This is a genomic window from Aquirufa sp. TARAVU-A1A (assembly GCF_054558675.1).
The window spans coordinates 226,666-245,606 of the sequence record NZ_JBPXKP010000001.1 but is presented as its reverse complement, the minus strand read 5'-3'; the positions used below and the strand labels follow the sequence as shown (position 1 = coordinate 245,606).

Annotated in this window: 15 protein-coding genes; 12 read left to right on the top strand and 3 right to left on the bottom strand. The window is 43.9% G+C overall.

What is annotated here, in order from left to right:
- Positions 1-30: 30 nt before the first annotated feature.
- From V7S75_RS01175 to V7S75_RS01135, 9 genes are all read left to right on the top strand, one after another.
- Positions 31-1,731: a 2-phospho-L-lactate transferase CofD family protein gene (locus V7S75_RS01175; RefSeq protein WP_459510864.1), complete on the top strand. Its 1,701-nt coding sequence runs from the start codon at positions 31-33 to the stop codon at positions 1,729-1,731.
- Positions 1,724-2,335: an HAD family hydrolase gene (locus V7S75_RS01170; RefSeq protein WP_459510863.1), complete on the top strand. Its 612-nt coding sequence runs from the start codon at positions 1,724-1,726 to the stop codon at positions 2,333-2,335. Before V7S75_RS01175 ends, V7S75_RS01170 begins: the two co-directional genes overlap by 8 nt.
- The gene (locus tag V7S75_RS01165; RefSeq protein ID WP_459510862.1) at positions 2,332-3,084 is read left to right on the top strand and encodes an NTP transferase domain-containing protein; all 753 of its coding nucleotides are present in this window, start codon (positions 2,332-2,334) and stop codon (positions 3,082-3,084) included. The genes V7S75_RS01170 and V7S75_RS01165 overlap by 4 nt, the downstream gene beginning before the upstream one ends.
- A gap of 1 nt (position 3,085) precedes the next feature.
- Positions 3,086-3,988, top strand: a complete 903-nt coding sequence (locus V7S75_RS01160; RefSeq protein ID WP_459510861.1) for an NAD-dependent epimerase/dehydratase family protein — start codon at positions 3,086-3,088, stop codon at positions 3,986-3,988.
- A complete protein-coding gene (locus V7S75_RS01155) occupies positions 3,972-4,700 on the top strand; it encodes a glycosyltransferase family 2 protein (RefSeq protein WP_459510860.1) in 729 nt (242 codons plus the stop codon). Before V7S75_RS01160 ends, V7S75_RS01155 begins: the two co-directional genes overlap by 17 nt.
- A gap of 4 nt (positions 4,701-4,704) precedes the next feature.
- The gene (locus V7S75_RS01150; protein WP_459510859.1) at positions 4,705-6,066 is read left to right on the top strand and encodes a DUF6056 family protein; all 1,362 of its coding nucleotides are present in this window, start codon (positions 4,705-4,707) and stop codon (positions 6,064-6,066) included.
- A gap of 56 nt (positions 6,067-6,122) precedes the next feature.
- Entirely contained in the window at positions 6,123-9,140 is a 3,018-nt protein-coding gene (locus V7S75_RS01145) for an amidohydrolase family protein (RefSeq protein WP_459510858.1), read from the top strand.
- Positions 9,141-9,144: 4 nt separating this feature from the next.
- A complete protein-coding gene (locus tag V7S75_RS01140) occupies positions 9,145-10,440 on the top strand; it encodes an amidohydrolase family protein (protein WP_459510857.1) in 1,296 nt (431 codons plus the stop codon).
- 75 nt (positions 10,441-10,515) lie between these two features.
- Positions 10,516-11,664, top strand: a complete 1,149-nt coding sequence (locus V7S75_RS01135) for a glycosyltransferase (RefSeq protein WP_459510856.1) — start codon at positions 10,516-10,518, stop codon at positions 11,662-11,664.
- Here the strand turns inward: V7S75_RS01135 and recF are convergent.
- Positions 11,630-12,730: a DNA replication/repair protein RecF gene (gene recF / locus V7S75_RS01130; protein WP_459510855.1), complete on the bottom strand. Its 1,101-nt coding sequence runs from the start codon at positions 12,728-12,730 to the stop codon at positions 11,630-11,632. The two genes, V7S75_RS01135 and recF, sit on opposite strands and share 35 nt — an antisense overlap.
- 141 nt (positions 12,731-12,871) lie before the next feature.
- Here recF and pdhA point away from each other — a divergent pair, with 141 nt between their 5' ends.
- Positions 12,872-13,882, top strand: coding sequence for a pyruvate dehydrogenase (acetyl-transferring) E1 component subunit alpha (gene pdhA / locus V7S75_RS01125; protein ID WP_459510854.1), 1,011 nt, complete (start codon positions 12,872-12,874; stop codon positions 13,880-13,882).
- Between the two features lie 50 nt (positions 13,883-13,932).
- Here pdhA and uvrB read toward each other — a convergent pair whose 3' ends face one another.
- Complete coding sequence (uvrB, locus tag V7S75_RS01120) at positions 13,933-15,954, bottom strand: excinuclease ABC subunit UvrB (RefSeq protein WP_459510853.1); 2,022 nt, start codon at positions 15,952-15,954, stop codon at positions 13,933-13,935.
- An 83-nt stretch (positions 15,955-16,037) separates the two neighbouring features.
- On the opposite strand from uvrB, the gene V7S75_RS01115 reads away from it, so the two are divergent.
- Both V7S75_RS01115 and mazG read left to right on the top strand, forming a co-directional pair.
- Complete coding sequence (locus V7S75_RS01115) at positions 16,038-16,889, top strand: glycoside hydrolase family 16 protein (RefSeq protein WP_459510852.1); 852 nt, start codon at positions 16,038-16,040, stop codon at positions 16,887-16,889.
- A gap of 2 nt (positions 16,890-16,891) precedes the next feature.
- A complete protein-coding gene (mazG, locus tag V7S75_RS01110; protein WP_459510851.1) occupies positions 16,892-17,689 on the top strand; it encodes a nucleoside triphosphate pyrophosphohydrolase in 798 nt (265 codons plus the stop codon).
- A gap of 39 nt (positions 17,690-17,728) precedes the next feature.
- On the opposite strand, the gene V7S75_RS01105 is transcribed toward mazG, so the two are convergent.
- Positions 17,729-18,868, bottom strand: coding sequence for an aldose epimerase family protein (locus V7S75_RS01105; protein WP_459510850.1), 1,140 nt, complete (start codon positions 18,866-18,868; stop codon positions 17,729-17,731).
- Positions 18,869-18,941 lie beyond the last annotated feature (73 nt).

Genomic DNA, 18,941 nt, shown 5'->3' with positions numbered 1-18,941 from the left:
ACTTTGACTTTAATATCTTTAAGTCAACGCATGAATGTAGTAATCTTTACGGGCGGGAATGGGAATGCTAATATCATCAAGCATTTAAAAGATATTCCTTACGTAAATTTAAGTCTTCTAATCAACGGCTATGACGACGGTCTGTCCACCGGAATTATTCGAAGTGCCAATCAAGGCATGTTAGGGCCATCTGATTTTAGAAAGAACTTTACCTACATCATTGATGATTTCACGGAATCCAATCGCAACGTCAAACGCTTGTTTGAACATCGCCTTTCCGAGGAACAAACACACGAATTACTTAATTCGCCCGCTAATCTCATCGATAAATTAGTTGGCAATCAGTTCAAACTAGACGAACGGGCTGATGCCTTCATTAAACAATATTTCATTCTTGGCGCCAAACAACTGCTCGATTTCACGCAGCAATATGCGGAGTTACTCGGGTTTAGTGTTGGAAATATCGTCATGGGTGGACTTTTTGTGGAGACAAAAGACTTTAATCTGGCCTTGCGTAACTTGACAAATCAGTTCCAACTGACCGCTCGGTTAATCAATGTTTCTACAGAAGACGATTCCAAATTAGTCGCATTTGACGCGGAGGGGAATTTGCTGAAAAATGAGGCGGATATTGTCAACTACCAAGGAGACAAGCCATTAAAAGCATTTTATTTGCTTCCTTTGTCTGCTTTATTAAGTCTTGATGATACGAAAACGTATACGATTGCTGACATTGAAGCGCTTGCCAAAGTCCCTTCGATCTCGAAAGAGGCAGAACTTGCATTGAAAGAAGCCGATGTAATCATTTTCGGCTCGGGTACGCAGTTTTCTTCCTTGCTACCGTCCTACCGTATCTGTCAAAAAGAAATCTTGGCCGCTCCTGGTAAGAAGGTTGCCATTGTTAATAATCAATACGATAGCGATATTCGCAATATTAGTTTTGAGCAATTCATGGGCCAAATCCTTCAGGAAATTGATCCAGCCAAGACCGATTTCTTTGATGCAATTCTTGTTGACCGTGAAAGTTTAATCAAGCCTAAAAATAGTGCGCCCTCAATCATTGTTCAGCGAATTGCGGATGCAAACTTGAAACATGATGGCCAAAAACTCTGGAATTGGATTTGTCGGGCCATCGACATGCAAGATGGTGTTGTCAACATTGGCGTGCATTTCTATGGAAATTCCTTGGGTTTAGTGGATAAGCATTATTTACCGGAAATCGAACGCTTAAATGCTGATACATCTCGTAAAATTCGCTTTGTCCTAGGGGATGCGACGCGAGATGCAGCCTATCAATTGCATATTGATGCCTCCGGCAAAATTGCTTTGTTTGAGATTGATTCTTGGATTGATATCGTTCAAATGACCCAACTTGACGGAGTTATAGGTTCTCGTTTTGAATCGAGAAGACAATTAATTCGATCACTCAAGCACAATTTTGTTGAATCCAATCGCAATTTCGTGGTGGCTTTGGTTACCTCTTATTTTGTGAGTTTTGTGTACTTTTTGCGTTTTGGTAGAATTAAGCCGGATCCATTAAGTGGAATTTATTTAGTCAAAGGAAAATACGCCATTACCTATCGGAATATCTCCCATTTTTTAAAGGAAGTTAATCGCATTCCGATGGTTAAACTCGCCTCCTTGCCGATCGGCTATCGAACCTTTAAGGAGTTTAATCTGTTCGCAAAAGTAGGTACCGTTTTAAAGAATTTAGTTCGTCTTTATGTGTAGCCTATTGTTCGATTTCGATGGTACCTTGTTTGATACAGAGGCAGGTCACGAGGCCGCTTATTTAAAGACATTTCAGGAATTTAATTTGGGCGAATGTCCGCCCTATGAATCCCTCAAAGGCATAAAAACGATGGAAGTTTTTGCGCGCTATCAATCAGTTTTTCAAGATACACACAAGCTTGCTCAATATAAATCAGCAAGCTACCAGGCGAATTTGGATCAAGTAAAAACGCTCGTTGATTTTAATCTTCTCGCGCAATTAGTTCAAAAGGATTTCAAACTTTATATCGTAACTGGTGGTAGCCGAAAATCCATCGATGCGTTGGTAGATTTACACCAAGTGCGAGACTTGTTTCAAGGAATCGTAACGGCCGAAGATTATGGTGCTTCTAAACCAGACCCAGAACCCTTCTTACATGGCATCCGCACGTATGATATTCAAGGAGAGGTGCAAGGCATCGAAGATTCTATCCAAGGCATTCAAAGTTTAAAAGCTGCGCAGGTTCGCGCCGTCGGTGTGCACAATCCCGCGATTGAAAGCATTTCAGACGTATATTACCCCTCGATCAACACCTTTTTAACGGAACTAATACAAACTCGATGAAACAGATATTAGCCATACCTGCTGCGGGGAAAGGAAGTCGTTTAAATAGCCAGGTTCCCAAAATATTTACCCCAGTTTCGGGTTCAAAGACTGTTTTTGATTTCATCTTGGAATCCTTGAATGCAGAGTTTGATCTTGTGCTGTTGCTATTAAGTCCCGAAGGAAAAACCTATTTTGACAAGCATGTAGCTGCGTATGCACCTTCGAATATCGAGTTATTAATTCAGTCCGAAGCCACAGGCATGTTTGATGCGGTGAACCAATTAGTCTCGCATGTCTTAGCTATGCCTGAGGACGTCCGACTAATTTTGCAGTGGGGAGACCAACCATTTTGTGACCAAATGCTGCATGATGCTATGTGGAAAGATTTAACCCTACATGACGCTACGGTACCGCTGGTTTGGGTAGATAAGCCCTATGTTCAATATCGTTTTGCTGGGCAAGATGTACAGGTATTAGAAAGCCGCGAAGGGGAAGCTGTTGATGCACATGGTTTTAAAGACATGGGGATTTTTGGTTTAAATAAAAGCCTTTTACAAGCTACTTGGGCACATTATGCGGAACATGCCCCAACAGGAAAAGTGACAGGGGAAAAGAATTTTGTTAAATATATTGGTACCTTGCACCCGCAATTTAAGGTGTTTTGGCGCCTCGATCAGCCTTTCTATAAATCACTGGGAATCAATACACCAGAAGAACTAGCGCAGGCAAAATTGTACGTAGAACAACGCGAACATATAATTCAATAGTATGCTATATTTAGTGACCGGGGGTGCCGGATTTATTGGAACACACTTATCGAATACCCTAGTAGGAGCCGGACATCAAGTCCGTGTCTTAGACGACATGTCATTTGGTGATGCGACTAAATTGCGTCCAGAGGTACAACTTATCGAAGGGTCTATTCAAGATCTTTCCACGTGTGAAAAAGCAGCTGAAGGTGTCGATGGGATCTTTCATATGGCAGCCTTCTCTCGAAGTGGCCCTTCATTCGATATGCCCTTTGAATGCCACGATAGCAATGTGTTAGGGACATTGAATGTTTTAGCGGCTGCACGGAAACAAGGAGTGAAACGCATGGTTTATTCAGGCTCCTCGACGTTTTATGGGAATCACCCAGGAGTTCAAAACGAAAACGATCACGGGGATTTTTTGAATTTTTATGGCTTAACGAAGCATATTGGTGAATTGTATGTCCAGCAATACGTTCGGAACTTTGGTTTGGAGGCGAATATTCTGCGCTATTTTAATGTGTATGGTCCAGGCCAACCGACGACCGGGGCTTATGCGCTTGTCGTGGGTATTTTCCTGGATAAATACCGAAACAAACAAAGCCTAGAAATTCACGGAAGTGGAGATCAACGCCGTGATTTTATTCATGTTTCAGACGTAGTACAAGCGAATATCAAAGCGATGGAAAGCGCGCATGTAGGGGAGATCTTTAATGTGGGATCTGGCATTAACTACGCTGTCAATGAATTGGCGGCCTTTTTCCCCTTGGAAAAAAATCATACCGCCTCTCGTGCTGGCGACGCGAACACAACCCTAGCGGATGTGAAAAAGATTACGGAAATGTTGGATTGGACTCCACAAATTTCGTTGGAAGAAGGAATTAAATCGATGATTCAAGCAATTGATGAAGAACTCAATTAGTATTGTTACGGCGGCATTTAATGAATGTCCGGGGATTATTTCCTTGGTCAATCAATGGCTTGCCTATGGGGAAAATCATCCTGAGATCGATGCCATTGAGGTGATTGTTTGCGATGACTTTAGTGCCTTGGACCAATACGAGCAATTGCGGGATGCTTTTGTAGGGAATTCACAGGTTACAATTTTGCGTAACGAAAAGAACGAAGGTCCCGGCTTTTCATTCGCTCGGGCTATCGCGCAAGCAAAACATTCATGGACGCTTATTACGGATTCTGACGGGCAATTTCCCATCGAAAATTTGGATACCATGTTGCCTGCCTTGTGGCGGACGGAAACTCCCATTGCCTTTACCTTTCGTACCCGAAAATTTGATAATTGGATGAATCGTTTTGGCCAAAAAGCTTCTAACCGATTGTGTAATTCAATTTATGGGTCGAGCTTAAAGGATTTTTCATGTGCCTTTAAATTAGTCAACACCGCTATTTTGAAGTCATTGCATTTCGATGCGCGTTACATGAATTATTCGCTGGATCATTCGGGGAAACTCTTGGAAACGGGTCTGGGATTTCAAGAGTTTGAAGTGACTTGTACACCAGCACCCGCTCGGAAGCGACCGTTAAAAGCGGAATATTTGCGAGCTCGAAACCGTTTCTTTTACATCGTTTATTTATTTTTCAGCGTTTACTTGCGCAAAAAACGCGTGATATTTTAATTAAATGGGAAACAGCAAAGTGAGTCGAATGATTGGTCTAGTCATGCTAGTAGCTTGTTTTAGCTGCTGGTTTGTCATGGTAGGGATGATGTTGTACATCGCGCAATTCAATACACCTAACCTCGTGGACGATTTCTGTTTTGCTTGGGTATCCAAAGAATATGGCGTTTTACCAGGCGCTTATTATTATTACATGGGCTGGAGTGGTCGCTATTTTGGTAATATCCTCATGCACTTGACACCCTTGTTTTTTAGCTCAAGCTTTACTTTTTCTGGCCTCAATACCTATTTACTCCTTTCCTTTGGTTTTGTGACAAACCTCTACCTGGTGCGCCGAGTAACCGATTTGCCTTTTCGGTCTACTCGATTGTGGTCCAGTGTCTTTCTGTTTCAAGCCGCAGCACTATATTCCATTTCGGGTATGTATCAGTGGTTTTACTGGTTCTCGGGGATCTATTATTATGCATCGCTCCAACTGGTTCTGCTGTTTTTTGTCGTCTACTTTTTCGAAAAGGAAAGTCGGCTCCGCACGTGGATATTGTCCATTATGTTGTTTTGCCTAATGGGAAGCAGCGAAATTAGTATGCTGCTTTTTTCGGGCGTATTTTGGGGATATCAACTTTGGAAATGGCGCTTTAAGGGCCCGATTGAATCCGAACTATATTTGTTTTTTGCGATTTGGCTTGTCGGGTTTTTACTTGTCATGCTGGCTCCTGGAAATCAAGTACGTGCCGTCACCAATGTAAACCTGGACGATGGAATTCATATTTTACTATCCAATGTCAAAGAATTAATCAAACAGTTCTTTTCATCTCCCTTCATGTGGGCATGTTTTCTTTGGGTGCTGTTTGTCCTCGAACTCCCCAAAAGCTATGCCCGGATGTCCATCGTGGATATGTTTCTCGTAACCGCTTTATTCTTTTTCTCTATTATCGTCAGCTTTATCCCTTTGTCATTTGCCCTTGGAGAGGTGCACATTCCCGAACGAATCATCAGTTTATTTTTACTCTTTATGCTGATGTTTACCTGCTTTATTGTCTTGCAACTTAAGTCGGTATGGGGCGGATTACATCTGAACAGAATTTCCGTTTTAGTTTTGGTATTCATCGGTCTGGGGATTTATAAAAGCAAAAACTTCAGCTTACTCAGTCATGAAATTAGCTCAGGTTCTGCGGAGGCCTATACACAGGAATACCGGGCAAGATTTGAGCAAATACGCTTATCAAAATCGGATAGCGTGGAGGTTGCTCCGTTAAAAAATCATTCCGCATTATTCTTTACGGAGGACCTTTCACAGGATCCTAAACACCTTTGGTGTAAATGCGTCGCAAATTATTATGGTAAAAAAGCAGTAAATCGGAAGTAGGGATAGGCAGAAAGATTTTTTTTGGTAACTTGTTTGTTCATCAATAAAGCATACCTATGAAAATATTCTCCTATCGGAGTCTCGGGGTCCTACTCGCTTTCCTCGTGCATGGACTTCAAGCCCAAGTAACTTTTCCTATCAACGATGTCGCCAATCCACGCGCAGGGTATTATGCCTTCGTTCATGCGACTGTCGTAAAAGATGCCAAAACAACCTTGCAAAATGCTACCCTGATTGTTAAACAAGGACGCATTGAGGCGGTTGGAACATCGGTTGCCATCCCGAAAGATGCCGTTGTCATCGAATGTAAGGGTAAATTTATCTACCCAAGTTTCGTCGATGCTTTTAGCGATTATGGCATGGAAGCTGTGACAGCTAGCAATTATAGCTACCGCGCTCCTTCACAAATGCTGAGTAATACCAAAGGGCCATTCTCTTGGAATCAAGCATTAAAATCAGAAGTAGAACATGCGAAACATTTCGCCGTGAACGAATCCAAAGCGAAAGACCTTCGCAAATTGGGTTTCGGTGCGGTTTCTACCTTGCAACCCGATGGAATTTCCCGCGGAACAAGTGCCTTGGTTTCTTTAGCGAAAGACCGCGAAAACATGGTCATTCTAAAGGAAAAAACGGCCGCCCATTTCTCTTTTGAAAAAGGTTCTTCTACACAAGATTATCCAGGTTCTTTGATGGGTAGCGTTGCATTGCTTCGCCAAAATTTCTTGGATGCGCAATGGTATAAATCAAAGCCAGCACAAGAAGGTTTGAACTTAAGCTTAGAACGTTTCAATCAAAACGCTGGCCTTCCACAGATTTTTGCGGTGACCGAAAAATGGAATGTTTTACGTGCCGATAAAATCGGTGACGAGTTTGGTGTGCAATACATTATCAAAGGTTCTGGGGATGAATACCAACGAATCGATGAAATGAAAGCGACCAAAGCCTCCTTCATTTTGCCACTAGCTTTTCCTCAGACGATTGATGTGGATGACCCGACCGACATGCGTTTTGTGAACGTGGCGGAATTAAAACATTGGGAATTAGCGCCTACAAATCCAGCGGCTTTTGAGAAGGCAAATATTACGTTTGCTTTGACAGCGAATGGCCTAAAAGAAACAAGTTCATTCTTGCCTAACCTCCGAAAAGCCATTCAATATGGTTTGTCAGAGCAAAAAGCTCTTGAGGCATTGACGACAACACCGGCACAATTATTGGGTGTTTCGGATTTAGTGGGTAGTCTAGACCCAGGCAAAGTAGCCAATTTCTTTATTGCAAACGGGCCGGTTTTTGCTGAGAAATCAGCCATCATCGAAAACTGGGTGCAAGGAAGTGGCTATGCCGTTCAGTCCGATTTATGGACGAATTTAGCTGGCACATATCAGGTAACCTTAGGAGCCAATGCGGCTAAATTAGTTATTCAAGGAGAACCAGGTTCTTACAAAGCATCTCTAATGGCTAGCGATACAACGCAAGTTGATTTGACTCAAAAAGAGCAATTAGTGAATCTTGGCTATGCAAGCAAAGCGGATAAATCACAACGTGTTCGTTTGACGGGATCATTTGATGGATCTAGCATTTCAGGTACAGGCCAATTAGCATCAGGCAATTGGATCTCTTGGAAAGCGGTTCGTTCTGAAGCTGCGAAATCAGATTCTGTTCAAGTAAAAACGAATAAACCTGAAGCTATAGGTGACGTAGTTTTCCCTTTCAATGGTTTTGGTCAAAAGACGATTGCTAAGCAAGAGAACTTGTTGATTCAACACGCTACGGTTTGGACGAACGAAAAACAAGGGGTGTTGAAAGATGCCGACGTACTCGTAAAAGCTGGCAAAATTGTCCAAGTAGGCAAAGGCTTGAAAGACCCAACTGCACGTATCGTTGATGGAACGGGTAAACACGTGACGGCGGGTATCATCGATGAGCATTCGCACGTGGGTGCTACCGGGGGAATCAATGAATGTACACAATCTGTTACGGCGGAGGCTCGTATTGCCGATGTTATCGATCCCGATGATGTGGATATCTACCGCCAGTTAAGCGGTGGTGTTACTGCAAGTCATATTCTTCACGGAAGCTGTAACGTAATTGGTGGACAAACCCAATTGTTGAAGTTCCGTTGGGGTCAAAACGCGGAGGCATTGAAATTTGCCAACTGGGATCCATTCATCAAGTTCGCTTTGGGTGAAAACGTGAAGCGTTCTTGGAACACATCCAATCCACGTTTCCCGGATACACGTATGGGGGTTGAGCAAGTGTTGACAGATGCATTTACCCGTGCACGTGATTATGAAAAATTAGGACCGGGCAAGCGCATCGACTTGGAGTTGGAAGCATTGTTGGAAATCTTGAACAAGAAACGTTTCATTACTTGTCACTCATACGTCCAAAGTGAAATCAATGCCATCTTGAAAGTGGCTGATAAATTCGGTTTTACGGTGAATACGTTGACGCACATTTTGGAAGGTTACAAAGTAGCTGATAAAATGAAAGCGCACGGGGCGAATGCCTCTACATTCGCGGATTGGTGGAATTATAAAATGGAAGTATTGGATGCCATTCCACAAAATGCGGCGATCATGCAGGCGGTGGGTGTGAATGTTGCGATCAATTCGGATGATGCGGAAATGGCGCGTCGTTTGAACCAAGAAGCAGCTAAATCAATCAAATATGCAGGCATGTCGGAAGAAGATGCTTTGAAAATGGTGACCTTGAATCCTGCCAAAATGTTGCACGTCGCGGATCGCGTGGGTAGCATCGCAGCTGGAAAAGATGCCGATTTAGTTATTTGGTCAGATCATCCGTTAAGTATCTATGCTAAGTCTGAAAAGACAATTGTTGATGGTACCGTTGTATTCGATCGTGCAGAAGATGCCAAATTGCAAGAGGCGTTGAAAGTTGAGAAGCAACGTTTGATTCAAAAGATGATTGCATCGAAAAAAGGTGGAGCGCCTACGCGTCCATCTGCTCCATCTGTGAAAAAGCAAAACATGTGTGAAGAAGATCACAACCATGATAAGAGCCTTTGGGAGCGTATCGCAAGTCGTTTTATTGATGAAGACCATATTAATGAATAAGAACATGAAAAAGCTATTAATACCTATATTTTGCTTTTTGGGCCTATCATTGATGGCTCAAGAAACCATGCATCCTTCCCCGGCACAAACGAAAAAAATCGTAATTACCGGGGCAACCTTGCACATCGGCAATGGCCAAGTGATTTCCAATGGAACCGTTTCCATCGATAAAGGGAAGTTGACGATTTTGTCCTCAGCTCCGGCTATATCTGCAGATGTGGAGCACATCGATGCGACAGGAAAACATATCTATCCAGGTGTTATTGCACCGAATACCAATTTAGGTTTGGTGGAAGTAAGCTCCACGAAATCGACTGTTGACTTCGACGAATTAGGTGAAATGAATCCAAATATTCGTTCGATTGTTGCCTACAATACGGATAGTAAAGTGATTAACACGCTGCGTACGAATGGGGTTTTGTTAGCCCAAATCGTTCCACAAGGAGGCCTGATTTCGGGTTCTTCGACGGTCGTTCAATTGGATGCCTGGAACTGGGAAGATGCGGCGTATGCTTTAGATAATGGCGTTCACATGACTTTTCCTGCGTTGATCAATCGTCCAAATGGCGGAGGCGGTCGTCGGGGTGGCGATTCGGATGCCGTGAAAGCGGGATTGGAGCGAATTGAAACGGCTCGTGTATTTTTCCGTGAGGCAAAGGCGTATTTGAATGAGAAATCACATGCATCGATCAACTTGAAATTCGAAGCCACAAAAGGTCTTTTTGATCGTTCAAAATCACTTTATGTGCATTGTGATTTGGTGAAGGAAATGCTTACTGCGATTGATTTTGCCAAAGAATTTAACTTTAAATTGGTTATTGCTGGAGGTGCTGATAGCTGGATGATTGCTGATATTTTAGCGGCTAATCAAGTGGCAGTTATCTTGCATGAGCCGCATGCCTTGCCTGCTGCGGAAGATGATGCAGTGGACCAGCCCTACAAAACAGGTGCTCAGTTGCAAAAAGCAGGTGTATTGTTTACCATCTGCCAAGACTCAGGCGATGGCTATACACAAATTCGTAATCTACCTTTCATGGCAGGAACGATGGCTGCTTATGGCTTAACGCGTGAAGAAGCTTTGTCGGCAATCACCCTTAATCCAGCCAAAATCCTAGGCATCGCAGATCGCACAGGAAGTTTAGAGAATGGAAAAGATGCGAACATCGTGATTTGCCAAGGGGATTTGTTAGACATGAAATCGAGTGTTGTAACGCATGCGTTCATTCAAGGGCGTGCCGTGGATTTGAACAACAAGCATACGCAATTATACAATCGCTACAAGTACAAATATAACTTGTAAACTTTGTGTTTATTCTTGAGAGGGTCGGCAAAGCAATTTGCCGACCTTTTCATTTATTTAGCCTATTTTTGTTTTGTGAAACAGCGTTTGCTTCTTTTTGACACGATTCTGGATGGGCATCATCCTGAATACCTCATTCACCTGATCGGCTATTATAGCAGTCGGCCAGAGGTAGATGTCATCGTTGCCACAGGTGCATCTTTTCAAGCAGCATTTGCCAAACGCCAAGCAGCCGAGCAATTAGTTTGGGGCGAAAACATTCAATTTTATCCGATTCTAGAACAGCTTATCGTTAAGGGCAATATCTTTTTGCGCTCACTCCGCGAATGGAACTTGATGTTGGCCATTGCTAAAGAAATGGATGCGTCTCAGGCTGTGTTGATGTACATGGATTATTTTCCTTTGGGAGCGATTTTAGGGAAGAAGGCGGCAATTCCCGTAGCTGGAATTAGCTTTCGACCACCCCAACAAATTCAAGGGGCCTTTGATTTCGTGAAGCATAAAATCTGGCAATCAATGTTGGCATCAGGCCAAATTTCAACGGTTTTTTCCTTGGTTCATGCGGCTGTGCCCGTGATTAATACCTTAGCGAATTGTAACCGTGCCTTAGCTTTAGCTGACCCCGTTATTCAGTTGCCTGTAAGTGCCACACAAATTGCAGATTTTCGTTTAGGTCATGGTATTCCATCCGATAAAAAAGTCTATTTGAATTTTGGTCAGTTGGATCAGCGTAAAGGAATTGAAGCGTTCTTGTCTGCTTGCAAACAGCTTTCTAGCTCAGATTTGCGCGCCATGTGTTTGTTGCTGGCGGGGCCTATTGAGTCGGATTATGCGGCGAAAATTGATCAATTGCTGGAAGAGTTGCCCGACTTGCAAGTGGTTAAATTGTATGATTATTTGCATTACCCAACCGTCGAGTTGTGTTTCGAGGTGGCTGATGTTGTCTTAGTTACTTATCAAGGCCACTTAGGTATGAGTTCGGTGTTGATTCGTGCCGCTTTAGTTGGCAAGCCGGTTATTGGAACTTGTCATGGAACCATCGGTGCCACGATTGATGCCTATGAATTAGGCAGAAGCATTGATCCTGCTAACGCGGTTGAATTTGCCCAGGCCTTACAAGGTGCGTTGCATGCGAACGCTGTTAAGCAGGCTGAACTTGTTCGACAAAATTCTGTGGAGGCGTTTACGCTTACGATAGCGCAAGGTATTGAATCTTCGTGCTAAGATCCTTCAGTAAATTCTTGGTTCGTTCGGGACGGGCATCTGTGATAAACACCTGACCAAAATGATCTTCTGCCATCATTTCAATCAATCGTTGAATCCGTCGGTCGTCTAATTTATCAAAAATATCATCTAACAACAGGAGCGGCTTCCGAGGTTTGACTGCGGTTAACGCATCAAACTGTGCCAGTTTTAATGCCACAACAAAGCTTTTGGTTTGGCCCTGGGAACCGTATTTTTTCAAGGGATATCCATTAATCTCAAAATCAAAATCATCCCGATGAATACCGATCGTCGTTCGTTGGGCAGCAAAATCCTGCCGTTCTGCCTGTTTCAAGGTCTCGTCTAATTGACCCGCCACAAACGTTGACTCCAAACGAATCATGACCTGCTCCCGATCATCCGATAGGGCAGCATAATGCGCCTGAAAACGAGGTAAAAAGTCCTTCAAAAACTCAATCCGGGCAGCATTGATGGATTCGCCCAACATAACCAGCGGTTCATGGTAGCTGGCAAGCATTAATGCGTCATGTGTTCCCGTTTCGGCAAACATTTTCAAAAGACTGTTGCGCTGCTGGACAATGCGATTGTAGCGCATCAAGTTCTCTAAAAAACCGCGGTCTAATTGCGCCATCACGCCATCGAAGAAGCGTCTGCGCGTATCGCTGCTGTCGCGCACCAAGTCCGTATCGTGAGGATCCATCAATACGATGGGGAAGTTCCCAATGTGGTCTGCGAGGCGTGTGTAGGGTTTTTGGTCCCGTAATAAGGCTTTTTTCTGGCCCTTTTGCACAGCACAGGTGATTTGCGTTTCCGTTTCGGGAACATGTTCATCCTTTTGAAAGATGAAACTCCCCTGAACCATGAAAAAGGAATCGCCGTGTCGGATACATAAGGGATCCGCGACACCTCGGGCACTTTTGGTCAGAGAAAGAAAATGGATCGCGTCCAAGAGGTTCGTTTTACCGATTCCGTTCTCGCCCACGATGCAATTGATGTTCGGAATAAATTCAAATTGCGCCTCCTCGTAGGATTTAAACTGTTTGACCTGTAAAGATTTTAGGTACATAGAGACGAGTGAATGGGCACAATGCTGTAAAAATAAAGAATAATACGCGATTTTTTGGCTGCTTGCGTGTTTTGTTTTAATTTCGCCTTGATTTTGACTGGGGCATTTTCCCTAGGCAACAAAAAATTTTCCGACCGACAGATGGCAAAGAAAGAAACACAAGCACCTAAGTATTCCAAAGAGACCTACATGTACTGGTATGAGTCTATGCAATTGCAACGCAAATTCGAAGAGAAATGCGGTCAATTATACGGGATGCAAAAAATCAAAGGTTTTTGTCACTTATACATTGGCCAGGAGGCTTGTTCTTCTGGTTCTAAATCTGCCTTACGTGAAGGCGATAAATACATTACAGCTTACCGTGACCACGGTATCCCGTTAGCTTTAGGTACTTCACCAAACGCAATCATGGCGGAATTATACGGTAAAATTACCGGTGCTTCCAAAGGGAAAGGGGGTTCGATGCACATCTTCGATAAAGAAGTTGGATTCGTAGGCGGACACGGTATCGTAGGGGCACAAATCCCTTTAGGTGCGGGTTTGGCTTTTGCTGAAAAATATAAGAAAACAGGTAATGTTTCAATCACGTATTTCGGTGATGGTGCGTCACGTCAAGGAGCTTTGCACGAAGCGTTCAACATGGCGATGACATGGAAATTACCTGCAATCTTCGTTGTAGAAAACAATGGTTACGCGATGGGTACTTCGGTTGCTCGTACATCGAACGTGACAGAATTATACCAATTAGGTGAGGCTTACGACATGCCATCCGAAGCGGTTGACGCGATGGATGTAGAGGCAGTTCACGAGGCTGTTTCTCGTGCTGCGGCACGTGCTCGCGCGGGTGAAGGTCCTACGTTTTTGGAATTCAGAACATACCGTTACCGTGGACACTCCATGTCAGATCCACAAAAATACCGTTCAAAAGAAGAGGTTGAAGCTTACAAAGAGCGTGACCCGATCGAGCAAGTAAAGCAACGCATTTTGGATTTTGGTATCGCGACGCAAGCAGATTTAGATGCGATCGATGCGAAGATCAAAGTTCAGGTTCAAGAGTCGGTTGATTTTGCGGAAGCATCTCCATTCCCTACTGCAGATGAGGCATACAAAGATGTATATGTTCAAGAAGATTATCCGTTCATTGCGGAGTAATTATTCTGACAATTAATATGAGAGGCGCGGGATGTATTCCGCGCCTTTTTTTATTCGACCAATAATTTGTCGATGGCCAAAAGCTCGTCCCGGAATTTTGCCGCTAATGGGAAATCCAAATCGCGTGCCGCGCGTTCCATTTCTTTTTGAACCGCCTCTTTTTGCTTCTTGAGTTCCGGTTTACTCATGTAGGCCAAAAGAGGATCTGCTGCCTGTAAGGATTCTTTTGGTGTAATGCCATACGATTTCATCGGTTTCGCCATGCGATCCGCAATGGACGTCTGCTCCATGATTTCATCATGACTGCGCCAAATGGTTTTCGGTGTGATACCATGTTCCGTGTTATAGGCCATTTGCTTTTCCCGCCGACGATTCGTTTCAAGAATCGCTTGCTGCATGGAGCCTGTCATCTTATCGCCGTACATAATCACACGGCCATTTTCGTTCCGCGCTGCCCGACCAATCGTCTGAATCAAGGAACGAATATCACGTAAGAAACCCTCTTTGTCCGCATCCATAATGGCTACCAAAGAAACCTCCGGCAAATCCAATCCTTCGCGTAATAAGTTGACGCCCACCAAGACATCAATCACCCCTAAGCGTAATTCCCGTAAAATCTCAACCCTTTCCAAGGTTTTAATCTCGGAGTGAATGTAGCGGCATTTGACGCCCACGCGATCGAGGTATTTGGACATTTCCTCGGCCATACGTTTGGTTAAGGTCGTGATTAATACCCGCTCTTTTTTCTTGATGCGGTCGTAGACTTCGTCGAGTAAATCGTCGATTTGATTTTTCGTCGGGCGAACCTCGATTAACGGATCCAAAAGTCCAGTAGGTCGAATGATTTGCTCGACCACCACACCCTCGGATTGTTTTAATTCATAATCAGAAGGTGTCGCTGACACGTAAATCGTTTGGCCTACTATATCTTCAAATTCCTGAAAAGTTAGCGGCCGATTATCCATCGCGGATGGTAAACGGAAGCCGTATTCGACTAAAGATTCTTTCCGGGAACGGTCTCCGCCGTACATGGCACGAATTTGTGGCATGGTTACGTGGCTTTCGTCCACAACCATGAGGAAATCATCAGGGAAAAAGTCAAGCAAGCAGAATGGGCGCTGGCCCGGTTTCCGCTGGTCAAAGTATCGTGAGTAGTTTTCGATACCGGAGCAATAACCCAGCTCGCGCATCATTTCTAAATCGAATTCCGTCCGTTGTTTGATGCGTTCCGCCTCTTGCAGTCGACCATCTTTCCCGAAATACGAGATTTGATTCACTAAATCCGCTTGAATATCTGAGATGGCATTGTTCAGGGTCTCGCGACCTGTCACAAATAAATTCGCGGGGAAGATCGCGACCATCGTTTCTTTGGAAATTTTCTTGCCCGTCCAAGGGTCGATGCGATGAATCTCCTCAATTTCATCCCCAAAGAAAATGATGCGATACCCAAAATCAGCATAGGCTAAAAAGATATCCACGGTATCGCCTTTGACGCGGAAAGTCCCACGTAAGAATTCCCCTTCGGTTCTAGAATAAAGAATCTCGACGAGTCGGAAAAGGAATTGATTCCTTGAAATCGTTTCACCCACACCGATTCGCATGATCGAATTCTTGTATTCGTCGGGATTCCCCATACCGTAAATGCAAGAAACGGATGCGATGACGATGATATCTCGCCGACCGGACATCAGGGCTGCTGTGGTTGCGAGCCTTAATTTCTCAATTTCTTGGTTGATGGAGAGGTCTTTTTCGATGTAGGTACCCGTGGAGGCAATGAAGGCCTCGGGTTGGTAATAATCGTAATAGGATATGAAATATTCAACGGCGTTTTCGGGGAAAAAGGATTTGAATTCGCCGTATAATTGAGCTGCAAGGGTTTTGTTATGGGATAAAATCAGGGTAGGGCGATTGACCTCTTTGATGACATTCGCGATTGTAAAAGTTTTTCCGGAACCGGTTACCCCGAGCAGTGTTTGTGCGCGCTCTTCTTTATGGAGCCCCTCCACCAATTCCTTGATGGCATTGGGTTGATCCCCGGTGGGTTGGTAGGATGATGCGATTTTAAATTCCATGTTCAAAAGTACATAATATTCACTTGTGGAGAATAGGAAATGTGCTAGGAATCGGGTTATTTTTGAGGGTAAAAAATCAACAGATGATCAAGAACATTGTACTTTTAGGAATAGCCTTTTTAGGATGTTCATCCCAAGAAGCTCCAAAGCCCTTTTTGCCAACAGAGCCTACGACGCCCATTGCACCCAAAGTGTACACATTCACAAAGGATCCGATTTGGTCGGATGAATTTGATACTCCTGGATTACCGAATGATAAGTTTTGGTCTTATGATGTAGGCGGTTCGGGTTGGGGTAACAATGAACTACAATATTATACCAAAGCGGATTTAGATAATGCACACATTGAAAATGGCCTATTAACGATCGAGGCACGTAAAGAATCCATGGGGGCAATGAATTATTCGTCTGCTCGTATCGTCACTAAAGGCAAGCAAGATTTCTTGTATGGGAAAGTGGAAGTGCGTGCTAAGATTCCAGCAGGTCGCGGAAACTGGCCGGCAATTTGGATGTTGGCAAGCCAATCAGATTATGGCGCAAATTATTGGCCTGACAATGGCGAGATTGATATTTTGGAACATGTGGGATATGATCCTGGGGTCATGCATTTTTCGGTGCATACCAAATCTTTTAACCATGTAATCGGGACGCAAAAAACGGCCACGACCCGTATGGATGATTTTGATACAGCTTTCCATGTGTATACGATGGAGTGGACACCGCAAAGTATCAAGTCCTACATTGATGGTAAATTGTATTTTACGTTTGAAAATACGGGTCGAGGATGGGAGGAATGGCCCTTTGACAAGAAGCAACATATCTTGTTGAATTTGGCAATTGGTGGAAACTGGGGAGGCCAAAAAGGAGTAGACGATACGATCTTCCCGAATAAGTTTTTGATTGATTATGTCCGCGTGTACGGATTAAACCCATAGAAATGAGATACCCAGCAGCGGCGGAGGCCTTTGATCGATTATTGTGCATCATGGATGATTTGCGGGAGAAATGCCCGTGGGATAAAAAGCAAACCATGGAAACTTTGCGTCACTTAACGATTGAGGAGACTTATGAGTTGGCCGATGCCATTCTCTCCAAAGACATGGCTGAAATTCGCAAAGAAATTGGCGATGTGATGTTGCATTTAGTGTTTTATAGCAAGATTGGGTCGGAGACAGGCGAATTTGATGTGACATCGGTTTTGCATGGAATTTGTGAGAAGTTGATTTCGCGACATCCGCATATCTATGGAGATGTGGTGGCGGAGACGGAGGAGCAGGTGAAGGCCAACTGGGAAGCTCTGAAACTTAAGGAGGGGAATAAGTCGGTCTTATCAGGCGTGCCTAATTCCTTGCCGGCTTTGGTGAAGGCGATGCGGATTCAGGAGAAAGCGCGGGGAGCGGGTTTTGATTGGGAGGAAAAGGAGCAGGTTTGGGAAAAGGTGGAAGAGGAGCTTGGTGAGTTTAAGGAAACCTTTGTGGGAAAAGAATTAACGCAGGCTCAAAAAGAGGAGGCGGAAGGAGAGTTGGGTGATTTGATTTTCAGCTTAGTGAATTTTGCACGCTTTATAGATATCAATCCGGATCAGGCAGTTGAGCGGACAAATCGGAAATTTATTTATCGTTTTCAGCATTTAGAGCGTCGTGCGGCCGAAATGGGCAAGAATTTGCAGGACATGACGCTGGCAGAGATGGATGTACTTTGGAACGAAGCGAAGGTGACGCTGCCAGGGTCATGACCCTGGCAGCGTCTACCGCCGAACGCAAAAAATTGTCGATTATTGCACAGAAAACTGATAAACAGTCTTTGAAGTATATTTTTCTCCCGGACGCAGCACGGTAGAAGGGAAGTTTGCTTGATTGGGTGAATCAGGGAAATGTTCCGTTTCTAAGCAAAAGCCAGTTCGTTTGTTGTAAACCGCTCCATATTTGCCAGTCAAATGGCCATCCAAGAAGTTCCCCGTATAGAATTGTACTCCAGGTTCTGTGGTGTAGACATCCATGACACGTCCGGAAACAGGTTCTGTTACATGGGCGATTTTCTCAAAAGCACCCGGAGCTTTTTTCGTGGCAAAGCAATGGTCATAGCCACCACCTGCTTTAATCTGTTCGTCATTCGCATTGATTTCCAATCCCATTTTCTTGGCTTTGGTAAAATCAAATGGAGTTCCAGTAACGGATTTGATCTCGCCTGTTGGAATGAGCACTGAGTTCACGGGGATGAAATAGGGCGTATTTAATTGGATGCTGTGTTCAAGGATATCACGTTTATTATTTCCTGAAAGGTTGAAATAGGAATGATTGCAAAGATTGAGTACCGTCGCTTGGTCGGTTGTGGCTTCGTACGCAAGCGATAAGGCATTTTCCTCGTCTAAGCTGTAGGTGATTTGTACCTGTAAATTTCCTGGGAATCCTTCTTCCCCATCTTGGGAGAGGTAGGCAAATGTGACGCTATCTGCAGTTTTCGCAATGGTTTTCCAAACCCTTTTATCGAAACCCTTCAGTCCCCCGTGCAGGTGTTGGCCATTATTTTGAGCGGCAAGTATATAATTTTTTCCATCTAGGCTAAATTTTCCTGCGGCGATGCGGTTGCCATAGCGACCCACAACTGCGCCGAAATAAGGAGAATCTTTGATGTAGTCATCCACCTTGTCGAAACCTAATACGACGTCTTCCATGACTTTGTTTTTATCCGGAACGATGATTTTGGTGATGATCGCACCATAATTCATGATTTGGACCTCCATTCCCTTTGAATTTTTCAAGGTATAGAGAGTTACATCTTCGTTAGAAGGAGTTTTTCCGAAAGATTTTTCGCTCATTAACATGCTGGATATAAGAGGTTTAGTTTGTGCCATGCCCATAAAAAAGGTGCAAGCAAAAATGGCTGTTGCGAGCCTGGAAACAGATTTTTTCATGGCAAATAGGTTATTGAACATCCAATTTAAAGAATTTGCTTGAAAATAAAATTATTCTCTCTATCTTTGCACC